8 protein-coding genes are annotated in these 14798 nt (G+C 59.8%); 7 read left to right on the forward strand and 1 reads right to left on the reverse strand.

Annotated features, from left to right (window positions below; all coding sequences use genetic code 11):
• Window positions 1–373 precede the first annotated feature (373 nt).
• From NZK35_RS12480 to NZK35_RS12490, 3 genes are all read left to right on the forward strand, one after another.
• Window positions 374–1513, forward strand: coding sequence for an MSCRAMM family protein (locus tag NZK35_RS12480; protein WP_259632869.1), 1140 nt, complete (start codon window positions 374–376; stop codon window positions 1511–1513).
• 272 nt (window positions 1514–1785) lie between these two features.
• Window positions 1786–2919 carry an acyl-CoA synthetase family protein gene (locus tag NZK35_RS12485; RefSeq protein WP_259632870.1) on the forward strand — a complete coding sequence of 378 codons (1134 nt, stop codon included), beginning with the start codon at window positions 1786–1788 and terminating at the stop codon, window positions 2917–2919.
• Window positions 2920–2985: 66 nt separating this feature from the next.
• Complete coding sequence (locus NZK35_RS12490) at window positions 2986–4425, forward strand: aldehyde dehydrogenase family protein (protein WP_259632871.1); 1440 nt, start codon at window positions 2986–2988, stop codon at window positions 4423–4425.
• 234 nt (window positions 4426–4659) lie between these two features.
• On the opposite strand, the gene NZK35_RS12495 is transcribed toward NZK35_RS12490, so the two are convergent.
• Entirely contained in the window at window positions 4660–5607 is a 948-nt protein-coding gene (locus tag NZK35_RS12495; RefSeq protein ID WP_259632872.1) for an ABC transporter ATP-binding protein, read from the reverse strand.
• A gap of 165 nt (window positions 5608–5772) precedes the next feature.
• On the opposite strand from NZK35_RS12495, the gene msrB reads away from it, so the two are divergent.
• The 4 genes from msrB to NZK35_RS12515 all read left to right on the forward strand — a co-directional run bounded on the left by msrB (window position 5773) and on the right by NZK35_RS12515 (window position 14186).
• Complete coding sequence (gene msrB, locus NZK35_RS12500; protein WP_259632873.1) at window positions 5773–6402, forward strand: peptide-methionine (R)-S-oxide reductase MsrB; 630 nt, start codon at window positions 5773–5775, stop codon at window positions 6400–6402.
• A gap of 481 nt (window positions 6403–6883) precedes the next feature.
• On the forward strand, window positions 6884–7636 hold the full coding sequence (locus NZK35_RS12505) for a hypothetical protein (protein WP_259632874.1): 753 nt from the start codon (window positions 6884–6886) through the stop codon (window positions 7634–7636).
• 105 nt (window positions 7637–7741) lie between these two features.
• Window positions 7742–8287 carry a DUF6580 family putative transport protein gene (locus tag NZK35_RS12510; protein ID WP_259632875.1) on the forward strand — a complete coding sequence of 182 codons (546 nt, stop codon included), beginning with the start codon at window positions 7742–7744 and terminating at the stop codon, window positions 8285–8287.
• 796 nt (window positions 8288–9083) lie between these two features.
• Window positions 9084–14186 carry an Ig-like domain-containing protein gene (locus NZK35_RS12515; RefSeq protein WP_259632876.1) on the forward strand — a complete coding sequence of 1701 codons (5103 nt, stop codon included), beginning with the start codon at window positions 9084–9086 and terminating at the stop codon, window positions 14184–14186.
• Window positions 14187–14798 lie beyond the last annotated feature (612 nt).

A 14798-nucleotide genomic window follows, 5' to 3' on the forward strand; every position in this document is an offset into this window, starting at 1 on the left:
CTTAGCGGTATTGGGCTCAAGCCTGCACACCAACACGTGTGCCCGCAAGAGGGCGAGCAATGGCCTGCTGATTCAGATGAAGTTTTGGCGTAGAGATGCTGGCCAAACGTTGCCACGAGCGGCCAGGTCAATTGAGCGTCGAGACGATCTTCGCTTTCGTTTACCGAAGCATTGGCGTCGGTCCTTCGTCCGGACTCTTTTCTGGAGGGGGGTTGGGTACGGCCTTTCAGGTGGTTGGCCCGCGTGTCCCAGCTCTCCTAAATTGCCAAATCGCCGTCAAGAGCGTTGAATTCCTCAATTGCTGCTCTTATAGTCTGTTGAAGAGGTATGTTTTCCCTCTGCAACATCGCTCAATCTTGATTGGAATCTGGAAATGCAACGTTTGATCTGTTCCATCGCCACGTTAGCGCTGGTTTGTGCTTCTGGCTTTGTCTCCGCGGCGGATGTCGCCCAACAGCAATGGGTCCGCGTTTCGGAGAGCGGATCGGTCCAGGGGCGCGTCATCGTCCCGCGCAGCGAAGGGATTGCGGCGGCACGGGGTGCGAAGGTCGTGTTGATCGACCAATTGGGCAAGCCGGCCGCTGCTGCAACCGAATCGGACAAGACGGGTCGGTTCACGTTGACCGACGTGAAGCCCGGCGTTTACACGCTGATGATTCGCGGTGACGGCACCTTCGCTTGCTGTGCGATGCACATCGTCAGCAAGGAAGTCCCGATCAGTGAGCAATTTGAAATTGCCGCCGGTGCGGTGGAGTTCAGTGTCGTGCGAGACGCAATCCTGCGTTACATGCCGACCGGCCAAGCGAGCAAGGTCGAGTTCGATCCGAGCAACAACCCAATGGCCACCGACCGTGCCTTTACCGGAGAATCCGTCCGCCTGAGCCAATACGAAGGCGGACTGCGAGGGCGTTTGACTCGCGCCGGATTCACCGACAACCCCGGTGCCCAAGGGGCGAACGTGGTGATCTACCGCGATGGCGTTGAAGTCGCCCGAACATTGACCGATGCCACCGGGCACTTTCAAGTCGACGACCTGGCTCCGGGAAGTTACTCGGTCTTGGGTTCTGGAAAAGACGGTTTTGGGTTGATGGGCATCGAGCTTGTCAATCCGTTGACGGTCCAGGCCGCGCAAGCGGCGACTGACGGCGGCACCACGTTGGTCGCTCAAACTGAATCCGGTTCGGACACCTTCATCATGCAAGTCGCTCCGGGGCCGATCACGGTCATCGAAGATCGATTGATTTCTGAGGAAGAAGTCGATGAGGGTGGTCTGCTGCTGCCCGATGGCGGATACGATCCGACTGCGATGAGTGGTTCCTTCGGCGGAGGCGGAGGCGGCGGCGGCGGAGGAGGCGGCATCGGTGGCGGCGGCAGCCTGCGAGGCATCGCCGTGCTGGGCGGGATCGGAGCTGCGATTGCGATCGGCGCCAGCGATGACGACGCGATCGATACCCCGCCGGTCAGCAGCCCCGCGTTGCCGAATCAAGTTCAACAACCGGTTGTCAATCCGTAGGATTGACGCATCACGAACTCGCCTGATTCAGCAGCCAGCTGCCAGGAAAGTTTACCGAATGATCAAAAAGCCGCGCGTGAATCACGTGCGGCTTTTTTCGTTCTCGATAAATACCGATTCAGACTGCCCTGGGATCTTTCGTCGCACTTTCCTGAAGGCAACAATAGGGTCCTTCAAGATTCACGCAGCAGAGTTGTCTGGAGCCGATCACGTTGCCCCCAGATGTAGACTCCCCCGCCTGTCCCATCACCGCCCGCGAGACGACTAAACGAATGAGTGCCGCCCAGACTTCGATTCCCGAAGACGTTGCAAAGAGTGCTTCGGAAGCCAAAGATCGATTGAATGAACACACTCTCAAGATTGTGCATTGGCACTTTAGTGAGGAGACAGGAAGCCCGTTTTGGTTGGAAAAGAAGGCGGAGCTGGGGTTCGATCCCCTCACCGACATCAAGTCCTTCGACGATCTGAAGAAGTTCCCGCACTTCGAAGACGAATGGCTCCGCGGTGGTCCGATTCAACGCTGGATCCCCAAGGGGCATGCCGGAAAGCCGGTCTACGTGTTCGAAACGGGCGGCACGACGGGGGTTCCGAAAAGCCGGATGGTGATCGAAGATCACTGGAAAGACTACGAATTGTTCAGTGAGACGCTGCCGGATGAGCATTTCCCGCAGGGTTCGAATTGGCTGATGCTTGGACCCAGCGGTCCGCGGCGCCTGCGGTTGGCCGTCGAACACTTGGCTCAACATCGCGGCGGCATCTGCTTCTGCATCGACTTGGACCCCCGCTGGGTCGTCAAGCTGATCAAGAAAGGCTGGATGGAGCATTTGGAAGAGTACAAGAAGCACTGCATCGACCAAGCCGTCACGGTGCTGACTGCGGGGCACGACGTCAAGTGCATGTTTGCGACGCCGAAGTTGCTCGAATCGCTCGGCGAAGCGCTCGAAGACCGCGGCACCAGCCTGCAAGAAGTGGGCATCAAGGGGATCTTTTCCGGCGGCACCGAGTTCACACCGCAGTGGACGCGTTTCTGCGTCGAAGAACTGCTCGGTGGGCCGGTCGAAGAAGGCGGCGTCTACATGACACCGACCTACGGCAATACCCTGATGGGACTGGCCTGCAGCAAACCGATCTCGGCCGCGGACGGCTACAAGATCAGTTACTACGCCCCCCAGCCACGCGCGGTGACCGAGGTCGTCAGTTTCGACGACTACAACCAAGTCGTCGGGTTTGGCGAAACCGGACGTGTGAAGCTGTACACGTTGACCGACGAATTCTTTGTGCCCGGGTTTATGGAACGCGACGAAGGCGAGCGAGAAGCACCGTTCGACATGTACCCTTGGGACGGTGTCAGCGGCGTGCGACCGTTCCACGAGTTGGCAAGCGCGACGACCGTCGGCGTTTATTAAAGCCTGCTGAATCTTAGAGCCTGCCCGAACCTACCAATCTCCCACTCGCAACATCAACGGATAGACATGATCACATTGCAACCGCTTCGCTGGGGCAAGCCCTACGAATCGATGGAAATCAAGGACGTCGTTCACTTTGACACCGGGGAACCGATTGCAAAGTTCGGCAGTGTCGGAGGCGGCATCGTCGCCCGTGACATGAAGCAGGCTCACAAGGCCCGCGCCGCACTGCTGAAACATTCGACGGCCGATCTGATCGCGATGTCGAAAAAGGCGGCCGACCTGTTTGAGAACGCGGAACTGCCCGTCGGGGATTCGATGCAATCGGTCGACCAGTTTGTGCACCAGCAATCGGCCAGTACGGGATTGCCGGAGCACATGTGTCGTTCGAATCTGAAAAAGAACAGCTTCGTTCTGAGCCACATCGACGAGATCTTGGATTGTCTGACCCGTGGACTGGATCTCGATATTCTGAGCCGGGGCTACGGTGAAGAAGGCCGCGGTGTGATCGTCAGCTATCAGGCTCAAACGCCGGTCTTGGGCGCCATCTTGCCGAACAATTCACCGGGCGTTCACACCCTCTGGCTGCCGGCGATCCCGTTGCAAATCGGGCTGGCCCTGAAACCCGGCTCGCAAGAACCGTGGACACCGTACCGGATGGTGTCGGCGTTTATCGCAGCCGGCGTCCCCGCTGAGGCATTCGGTTTGTATCCCGGCGGGCACGACGCCGGCGGTGCGATCATGACCAAAACGCCTCGCAGCATGATTTTCGGGAGCGCCGAAACCGTCGCACAGCACGCGGGCAATCCCCGCGTCCAAGCCCACGGTCCGGGGTGGTCGAAGATCTTGATCGGCGATGACGTGGTCGATGATTGGGAACTGTATTTGGACGTGATGGTCGAAAGTGTGCTCAGCAACTCGGGACGCTCTTGCATCAACTGCAGCGGCATCTGGGCCAGTCGACACACCCGCGAAATCGCCCAAGCGATCGCCGAGCGGATCGGACCGGTCGATGTGTTGCCGCCGACCGATGACAACGCTCAACTGGCCGCATTCACGGTCCCCGCCATGGCGACCGGAACGTACGCGATGGTGCAGCAGGACTTGGCCGAAAGCGGTGTCACCGACATGACGGCTGACTACGGCGACAAGTTGATCGAGCGCGAGCACTGTGCCTACCTGCGGCCGATGGTCGTTCATGCCGATTCACCGGACCGCGGCGTCGCGATGAAGGAATACATGTTCCCCTTCGTCAGCGTCGTGGAGTGCCCGCAAGCGGAAATGCTTCGTCGCATCGGTCCGACGCTTGTCGGAACGGTGCTGACCAGAGATCCCGAGCTGGTCGCCGCGGCCGGAGCTTGCGTCGAGATCGATCGCGTGAACTTCGGGCCGATCCCGACCAATCGGCTCAACTGGCTGCAACCGCACGAAGGAAACATCATCGATTTTCTGTTCCGTTCGCGAGCCTACCAAGTCGCCGATCTGCCCGTCGCCGCGACGGCGTAGTATCGATTCCAGCGAGCGCGCGTGATGGGCTGTTGATTTAATCGTGATCTGCTGAGTCAATGGTGAGCCGCTGGCCGTGAGGCCTCGGGCGACGCCAGAATGCCCGGCCGCTTACGCGTCACGGCTCACTAAATCAACAGACCGGTGAGCGAGCGGCGCGTGTTGAAGAAACGTTGTCATCACGTGCCACTGGCTGACGCCACGTGCTGGGGTGGCCACTTGTTGGGATGCAAATCATGCGACAAACCACAGGATGCGATCGTGATCCACGGTCGCGTTTCGTTGGTGGTCGATCCAGCGGTCGGAAGGCCCCGGGGACTCGCCCGATCCAGCCGCCTCAAACGGCTCGAGGTGCTCTTCGTAGTAGCCCAGCACCGCCGATAAACCGGTCGGTGCGTCGGGGCCACTGACACGCCGGCCGTCCTCGGACACCCAGGCTCCGTCGATTCGGGTGACTTGCACGGTGATCAAGGCCGATCGACCGAGCGCCGATGCGACACCGGGGGTGGCAGGTCGAGTTCGCAACTGTTCGGGCGTATCGAACTGCGCAATCTTGCCGTTTTCGATCACCGCTACACGGCTGGCAAGACGCATCGCCTCGCCGCCGTCATGGGTCACGTGAATCGTGACGCCCGGCGATTGGTGGTGCAGCCGCGAAAGATCTTTTTCGATCTGGAACCGCAAATTGGCATCGATCGCGGACAGCGGTTCGTCCAGCAATCTTACTGATGCCTGGCTGGCAATCGCCTTGGCGACTGCCGCGCGTCGCAATTGCCCACCGCTGAGTTGTTCCGGCAGCCGATCCAGCAGCGATTCCAATTCCACCATCTTTGCCGCTTCCCGAATCCGTTGTTCGCGTTCGGGACGGGAAAGGCGGCCGCGGACCCCCATTCCGATGGAGCGTCCGATTGGCCAATGGGGGTACACGCCGGCTTGCTGGGGCACGAGCGCGACGTCGCGATGTCGGGGCGCCACACGGGTCATATCGCGGCCCGTCAAAAAAATGGTTCCCGACGTCGGGGCAATCAGCCCGGCGATCATTCTCAACAAGGACGTCTTTCCACATCCACTGGCCCCCAAAATCACGACATATTCGCCTTCCTGGACCGAAACGCTGATTTCATCCAGGACCTTGTTGCTGTCATAACGGAGAGAAACGTTGTTTAGCTGGACGACCTGCATACAATCAACCATAGTGGGGTCCGCGAAGGCCGAGCGGCCCCGCGCCGTTGGATCCATTGCGATGGACCTGTTCAACCGCCATCGAACACGCCACGTCCGATCCGGCCAGGACGCGGATGCTCGATTGATGATAGCGAACGAATTGACTGAATAGTTGGAGCCACCATGAATCATTCCTTTCATCACGTCGATGCCAAGCGGGTGTTCGCCTTCATTTTCGTCGCGGTTCTGGTCTCGATCGGGCTGCGGCAGGCCGATAGTCAGGACGCCGTCAGCGGAGAACCCGTGGCCGACGCGGTAGAGGTGAGAGCGGACGTGTCGGCGACGATCGAGTCCGAGAACGAGGCGGACGAAATCGAGGACCCGCCGTACACGCCTAAAACCGTGGCGGAACTACAAAAATCCCTCACCCCGATTCAATTCAAAGTCACCCAGAACGAAGAGACTGAAACGGCGTTCCGAAACAAGTATTGGGACAACAAGAAAGAAGGTCTCTATCGCTGTATCGTGTGCGGACAGGCGCTTTTCACCAGTGAGACCAAGTACAAGTCCGGCACCGGTTGGCCGAGTTTTTACGATCCGATCAGCAAGGACCGCATCGGGATGAAGGTCGATTTTCGGCTCATCTATCCTCGCCAGGAGGTGCATTGCAGTCGATGCGAAGCCCACCTGGGGCATGTGTTCAACGACGGCCCCAAAGACAAAACGGGCAAGCGTTATTGCCTGAACAGTGCGGCGTTGCGGTTCGAAGAGGCCGCGGAGAAGTCGAAGTCTGCCAAGGATAAGAGTCGCTAGCGCTTTGTCCGCTTCCACCGCCGAAGGACGTGGCATGACCCCGAACGGGGTCAGAGCACGTAGCCGGAGGTGAGCGGAGCGACACCTCCGGATATCCGGTCACCGGCACGTCGCGCCCCCGAAGGGTGTCGAAGCAAAATTCGCTGCGACCCCGTCCGGGGTCGAGGGATTTTGGGATCTGCTTCCCGGAGGCGTCGCTGCGCTGACCTCCGGCTATTCACTGTGATCCCTTCGGGAGACTCGCTTCGCTGCCGCGCTTCGTCTGGGAAACCTTGACGATTGCAGGGGCTCGACCCATCGCACCCAATGTCGCGATCAAACGCATGCTGCGTGTTGTGCTTGTCATCCGCATTCTGGCGTGTTTGTTCTCGTTTCGAATCCGATCGGTCGAACCAGATAATGGGAATGAATCTGATTGTCCGTCCAAACGGAGCATGCGAGAAAAACGATGTTTTGGAATCAAACGAGCAAGTTAGTGCAAATGGCGAAGATCACGGCGTGTTTTGCGCTTGTCGCCCCGGCTTCGGCGGTGTTCGCAGCGGACCCGGTTCAGAGCGACTTGCCTTCGTACCTGGCTGAGACACCGCTGACCTTTGCGGCATTGGTCCAGGGCGATGGGCAGGCCGGCGCAGCCGTTGACGCCGCGACGGATACGGCGGTCACGCTGGTGCAAAACGACGACGTGCCGGGGACCAAAGACACCACGGTGCCGGTCGCCGAGGAAGCCAATCGCTCGCTATTCTCGGATCGCCAAACGCAGCTGTCCGACGGCAAGCTGGTGCTGCCGCCGATTGCGGCCCTGACGACCGACACGGCGGAAATTGGCAACGGCGAAGTTCCGCTGGGATTCCGCCAAGGAGCGACCATTCCATTGATCCCATTGCCGGAATCTGGCATCGATCGCGGCTTGCCATGGCAATGGACCGCTCGCCACTGGGCCGCCCCCAATACGTTTTCCCATCCCCTCTATTTTGAGGACCGGATGCTGGAACGCCACGGCCACCAGCGATACCCGCGCCTCCAGCCATTCGTGAGCGGTGGACGGTTCTTAGCACAGGCCGTCTCGCTGCCCTACCTGACCGCGATCACTCCGCCTTCGGAGTGCCAGTACAGCCTGGGGTACTACCGCGCCGGGGCCTGCGCTCCCGCGCTCAAGCAGCGGCCGCCGTACCAACGCAAGGCCGTCGTTTCGCAGGCAACTGCGGTCGGCGTGGCGGCCGCCATCTTGCCGTAGCGGCTAAAAATTCGTTCGCCGCGTTCACCGCGGTTGGGACTTCCGAAATGGTTGGCAAGTCGCTAAAACGGTGGGAGTCAAGTCTCTCCTACCGATCGGTAAAAAATGATCTACTTGCTGACCCTCGCCATCGCCGCGACTCGTTTTCTGCCGCACCCGCCCAACTTCGCCTGTCTGGGGGCACTCGGGTTGTTCGCGGGTTGTTATTTCGCCGGACGCAAGGCCTACTTGGTCCCGGCCGCAGCCCTGTTGATCAGTGATGCGGTTTCCCATTTGATGGGGATTCCCGGCATGGGATTTTACAACCCGATGGTGATGGCAGCGACCTACGTCGGGGTCACGTTGTCGGTCCCACTGGGGCGACTAGTCCGTGCTCATGCGGATGCCAACCGTGTGAACTGGCGGAGACTTCCGATGGGAGCATTCGCCGCCTCTACGGTGTTCTTCGTCGTCAGCAACTTAGGGGTCTGGCTCGGTCCTTGGTATCCCGCCAGCGCGGAAGGGTTGGTGGCGTGCTTCACCAACGCGATTCCATTTTATGGTTACACCGCTGCCGGCGACCTGCTGTTTGCCGGTGTGATGTTCGGTGCTTATGAACTGTCCGGTGTGAAGCGGGCGGTCCCCGCTCCTGCGGTCGCCCAAGCGGCTTAGAACCATTGATTGAATCAGCCGTTTGACGCGAGCCTGACGGGCCCAGGTGCGTATTTTTGGTGCGACAGGCCGTACGCTCACGCGAGACGGCTGATCCCGCGTGTGATCGGGTTCAATCGACAGTCCGGTCAGCGACCGGCGACAAGTGGCGTAAGCTTCCAGCTTGCGTCCCCTGCAAGCTTCAGCTTGCACCCGGCGCCCCAGCGGGACGCGAACGGCTGATCCCGCGTGTGATCGGATTCAATCAACAGCGCGTTCGAGCTGCCACACGCGTTTTTTCTCGCCAGGCCACCTGCGATTGCCCCAAAAACGTCGGCATGATGTTTTGGTTTCTGTGCGGAAACGCTCGATATGGGCGGGCTCGGAATCCGCCGAAGGTCGATTTTGGGACCGATTTTGACCGATAATACCGGTTTTGGCCGGAACTCTTCCCAAACATGCGGCGTCAGAGAGCCACGATTCGTTGACACGGTTATCGGCCCAACTAGAATCGCAGCCATTCCTTATCCAATCGCCTCATACTTCGCATTTTTCCCATCTTCCTGGTTGGGCGAGCCTTACGTATTTAGCAACGCTTGGGGCTGAGTTCGTCCGATTCATACGAACGAGCGTATTCCCCGCGCTGCGGCAATCCATGCGAAATTTACGGTCGCGATCGATGAGAAAATGGAATTAAATGGATAGGCGGGCGTCTCAGAATTACACTCTGCAGAACCCGCAACTTGTACGACCGACCCGCGACACCGCCGCTTTTCGTCAAGGCCCTAGAGGCCGGCACGTTTGGTAGAGACCCTCGATGATCCAACGAACTGAATCGGAATTCCTTAGTCCCAACGCTTCTAACAACGAGATGAGCGACATGAAAGTCGATTCTTCGCGGAAACAAAGAAAGACGCGACGAAGCCGTGGGGGCCAACGCCGACAGCGTCGGCGATTATTGATGGAGGGGTTAGAGAGCCGGAAACTGCTCGCCGCCGTCAGCAGTGCGGGCAGCAGCAACGCTCCTGTCGACACGGATTTGTTTGCGCCGTCGAATCCGCGGAACATCGGAACCGTGCCGGCGTTCGTGGTCAACGAGGCGGAAACAGCCAACCAAACGGGCGTGAATGATTCGCGTTTCAACGCCCAGTTCCTTCCTCTGGGGACGGGGCCCGGTGAGGAGGACACGATCGATCTCAACGGCAGCCTACCGGTGACGATCAGCGGTCAGGGCAACGTCAACGCGGACGTCGACACCTACGCGTTCAACCTGCGAGCCGGTGACATTCTGGACATCGCGGTGATCGGTGCGGGGGCGAACTTGACGGTCCTGTACGGCCCGTCGGAGTTTGGCACGACATACAACCCGCGGGCGACCAATGGTGCGTTTTGGTTCGGGACCGATTCCAATCAAGGGTTGATCCACCCCGATCCGTCTCCGCTGATGACGGCCGGCAACGCGGTTGCGGCTCAGGTCGTGCCGCACGATGGGACCTATTATCTGATCGTTGCTCCATCGACGACCTCGGTGAACTACACCGCCGGGCTTCGCGTTTATCGACCGATCGCGGAGAGCCTGCCGATCGGTGCCCAGCAGACCATCTACTTGGATTTCGAAGGCGGGTTCTATCCGAGCACGCTGTTCCCGGGCAGCACGAATCCGTTCGGGATCATTCGATTCTCTTCACTTCGCGAGAACCTGGCCGCGTTGGGGCTGCAAGACACCTCTGAAGCGGCATACAACGAGTTGATCGACAAGACGGTCGATCTGGTTCACAGCGACTTCTTCTCCGTCATCACCGACGGACAAAACGGCGACTACAACAGCACCGGCAACCCGGGTGATTTCGGGATCCGAATCCTCAACAGCCGCGACGCCGCGTTGGGGCTGTACCCGGAGCCGTCGCTGGACGACCCGTTGGTGACGCGTCTGTTCATCGGCGGCACGATCGCGGATGCGGGGATTGACGGCATTTTGGGCATCGCCCAGTCGCTGGACATCGGCAACTTTGACATGGCCGAGAACTCGATCCTACCGATCGACTTCTTCCTTGCGTCGGCGACCCAGTTCCCGATCAACAACAACAAGAGCGTGTTGGACGCCATCGCCCGCTCGATGGCGTGGACGGTATCTCACGAGGCCGGACACACCTTTGGTCTGCGTCACACCGATGGAACCAACGCGGTCGGCTCGATCATCGACGGGGTCGGGCCCCGCCGCGATGAGTTCGGAATGGGCGTCGGCTTTGACGGAATTTTTGGAACAAATGACGACACCATCCCATATTTCTCGATCGATCGTTTTGATCTCAACGAAGGCTTGTTCGGGTTCCAGGACACGGCTAACGCGTTGGCCTACAGCCTCTCGACCGGCACCGTGGGGACCGGCATCACCGGACGCGTCTTCAACGACCTCAATCGCGACGGACGCGGGACCGGCGACCCGGGGCTGCCCGGTGTGACGGTCTTTGCCGATATCATTCAGAACGGCGTGATCGATCCGACCGAGCCCGTGGCCGTGTCCGATGCCAACGGCTTGTATTCGTTGAATGTTGCATCGGGGACGACCTACAACGTGTTGGCGGTGACACCGACACAATTTGCCCCCAGCCTGCCGACCCACCGGTTTGCTGCCGGCGGTGACAGCGGCATTGATTTCGGATTTACCAAGGTGATTTCCGATATCACCGGGACCAAGTTCGCCGACACCAACGGCAACGGAGTCTTTGACTCCACCGAGTCTGGGATCGAAGGGGTTTACATCTACCTGGACTTGGACGGTGACGACAGTCCGGACATCGGAGAACCGTCCGCCATCACGGATGTCGATGGTCGCTACAGCATCAATTTCCCCGGCCCAGGCACCTATACGATTCGGGAAGTTGTTGGACCAGGTTTTGTGCAAACGTTCCCGACCAGCGGCGAGCACGTCGTCAATTTCAACGGGATCGGTTTGGCGGACAATTACAACTTCGGGAACCTGCCCTCACGCGATTACGGTGATGCCCCGGATACGTATCAAACGACCGTCGCTGCCAATGGCCCCAGCCACGGCATCAGCAACGCCTTGGGGCTCGGTGCATTGGTCGATCGCGAGACCGATGGGATCCCGAGCGCGACCGCACTCGGCGATGATCTGAACAACATCGACGATGAAGACGGTGTGCTACTGCTGTCGCCGCTGGGACCGGGTGGCGCGGCGAGCCTGTCCGTCACGACGCGCAACACCACCGGCAACGCGGCCTACCTGCAGGGCTGGATCGACTTCAACGCCAACGGTGTCTTCGACGCATCGGAGCAAGTGTTCAAGGACCTTCAACTCGGTGACGGTACTTCGACGCTGACCGTGAACGTGCCCAGCGACGCGGTCGTCGGATCGACGTTTGCTCGGTTCCGCTACAGCCCGACCACCGGTCTGGGTGTCGGTGGGGAAGCCGATTCGGGTGAAGTGGAGGATTACCAGTTTGACATCCTGCAGCAGGCGGCTGTCGCCAACGACGACAACTTCACCGTCTCGCGAAACTCGCTTTCGAACCGACTGGATGTGCTGGCCAACGATTTCGAAACCAGCGTCACCCAACTGAGAATCATCTCGACCAACACCACCGGGACGGTTGGCACACGCGGAGTCGTTTCGATCATCGAAAACGGTCGTGCGATCTCTTACACGCCGCCCAACGGTTTCACCGGACGTGACGTGTTCCAATACGTGGTGGTCGACCAGACCGGAACGCAGTACACCGCCACCGTGGTCGTCAATGTCAATTTCCGATCCAACGTGCCGATCGCGGTGGATGATACCTTCGACATCCCCCAGGGTTCGGCCAACCGGGCCTTGAACGTCTTGGACAACGACGTGCCGAGTATCTTCGGCGGCATCTCGATCACCAGCGTGACGGCGGGTGACCAGGGTGGCCAAGTCACGTTGGAAGGCGGCGGCCAAACGATTCGGTACACGCCGCAACCCGGATTCGCCGGAACCGAACAGTTCACTTATAGCATTGAGGACGCCAACGGATCGATCAGTACGGCTCAGGTCACCGTCAATTCGCAACCGGGCGCGCTCAACGACGACTTGGTCGATTTCACGATCGGAATCTTCGATGTCGTCAATAACAAACCGATCTCTAGCGTCCAAGTCGGACAACCGTTCTACGTTCGCGTGTTCGTCGAAGAGCTGAATAACCCGAACTTCAGCCCCGAAGGCGTCGCGTCGGCGTTCTTGGATCTGCTCTACACCGACGAATTGGTTTCGACCAACGACACGATCAGCACCGATTCCTTCGGGTTTGACATCACCTTCGGTGAAAACTTCCAAGGTGGTGGTTTCAAACTGGGTGACGCCATCGTGCCCGGCTTGATCAACGATGTCGGTGCCGTCCAGCCGATTCCGGGCGACGGCAATCTGATTCAGCACACCGATCCGGCCGAATTGTTCACACTGACCATGACCGGGATTTCACCGGGTGTCGCGCTGTTCGCCGCCGACCCCGCTGACAGCCCCGTGGCCGAAACGATCCTGGTCGGCGAAGACGTGGCGTTGACGCCGGCTCAGCAACGTCTCGGACGCACCGAACTGACGATCTTCCCGGCCAGCGACAACTTCGCCAGCGCGATCGACGATGCCTTCGTCGATGGTTTTGACTCGGTCGGCAACCGCATCGAGCAGAGCGTGCTGCCCAATACACTCGATGTTCTCGACAACGACCTGTTCGGTCCCACGGGCACGATTCAGGAATTCGGGATTGTGACCGCCCCGTCGCTGGGAACCGCGGTCGTCAACCGAAACGGCACGCCGACCGATTTCAGCGATGATACGATCGACTACTTCGCCGATGTCAACGCCAACGGGTTTGACAGCTTCACCTACGTGATTGTCTCCAGCGATGGCGTGCGAAGCGTCGCCGAAGTCACGATGGCGATCGGCGATGCGGCCAATGACGACATCGTCGACATCTCCTTCGGTCTGGTCGATGAATTCGGAAACTCGATCACCTCGGTCGCGTCGGGACAGACCTTCGGCGTGCAAGTCTTCGTGGAGGACCTGAGAACCGAATTCCAGGGCAACACGTTTGTCTTTGCAGCCTACCTGGACATGCTGTACGACACCGGAGTCATCAATCCGGCACCGGCTGCGGGCGGCGGCCGTTACGATTTCCGAGTCGCGTTTGACGGTGATTTCAACACCAGCACCGGTGTCGGCACCGCGGCTCGTCGCGGAATCATCGATGAATTCGGCTCCTTGCTGCTGCAGTCGGTCGCTGAGAGCGGATCAGTGGCCGAGCCGAATTTAATGGCAACGGTCTTCTTCACCGCCGGAACCGTGTTTCAAGACACCGTTACGCAAGTGATCGGCAGCCCGGCCGATTCGTCGCCGTTCCAAGACACCTTGCTGCGAGACCGCGATGATCCGGTCGACGTCTCGCAAATCCGCTACCACGCGTTGAATGTGACCGTTCGAGCCGCCAGTGCGTTGCAGAACCAAGCGATGCCCGAAGACGTCAATAACGACGGCTTTGTGACACCCTCGGACGCCCTGACGGTCATCAACGCCCTGGCCCGCGAAGGCGAAGGCGAAGCCCAACGATTCGGGATGTACACCGACGTCAATGGTGACATGAAGACCACCGCCCTGGATGCCTTGAGGGTGATCAACCATCTGGCATTGATGGCCGCCCAAACGGCTGAAGGCGAAGCAGTGGTCAGCGACCAACTCGCTTCGAATGCACCCGCCACCGACCCGGCGTCGCGTGACGAAGCCTTCGCCGATCTCAGTCTGCAAGCCAAATTGGTGAGCTTCGATGATTCAGGCGAGCCCCGAGCGGCGAGCCAAACGGTCGCGTTGACCTTCGCGGACGCCGACGACGAAGATGACGACCTGCTCGCTCTGCTGGCCGATGACCAAAGCGAGTTGGCGTAGGACATCTCGTCCTGCTCGGATAGCTAACGGAAAAAGGGGACGCAGCATTTCGATGTTGCGTCCCCTTTCGCGTTCAATCCGTCTCCCTCTGATTGTCGCGTCAGGCGGGTGCTCGGATATCCGGAGGTGTCGCTTCGCTCACCTCCGGCTACTGGCTTTGACCCCCGTTCGGGGTCATGCCGCGAGCCGATTATCCCGGAGGGATTTCAGCGAGTGGCCGGAGGTCAGCGCAGCGCCACCTCCGGGCAGCTTCGACACCCTTCGGGGTCGCGTCACGCTGGTGCCCGGATATCCGGAGGTGTCGCTTCGCTCACCTCCGGCTACTGGCTTTGACCCCCGTTCGGGGTCATGCCGCGAGCCGATTATCCCGGAGGGATATCAGCGAGTGGCCGGAGGTCAGCGCAGCGCCACCTCCGGGCAGCTTCGACACCCTTCGGGGTCGCAACGCGCTGGTGCTCGGATATCCGGAGGTGTCGCTACGCTCACCTCCGGCTACTGGCTTTGACCCAATACCGCTAAGTTAACATGAATGAGGGGGCCCGGACGCTGGCGCGAACCGGCTGATGTCAAACGAATATCAGCCGTTTGGCGCGAGCCTACGGGCCCTCATCT

This window comes from Stieleria sedimenti (assembly GCF_025060895.1).
GTDB lineage: Bacteria > Planctomycetota > Planctomycetia > Pirellulales > Pirellulaceae > Stieleria > Stieleria sedimenti.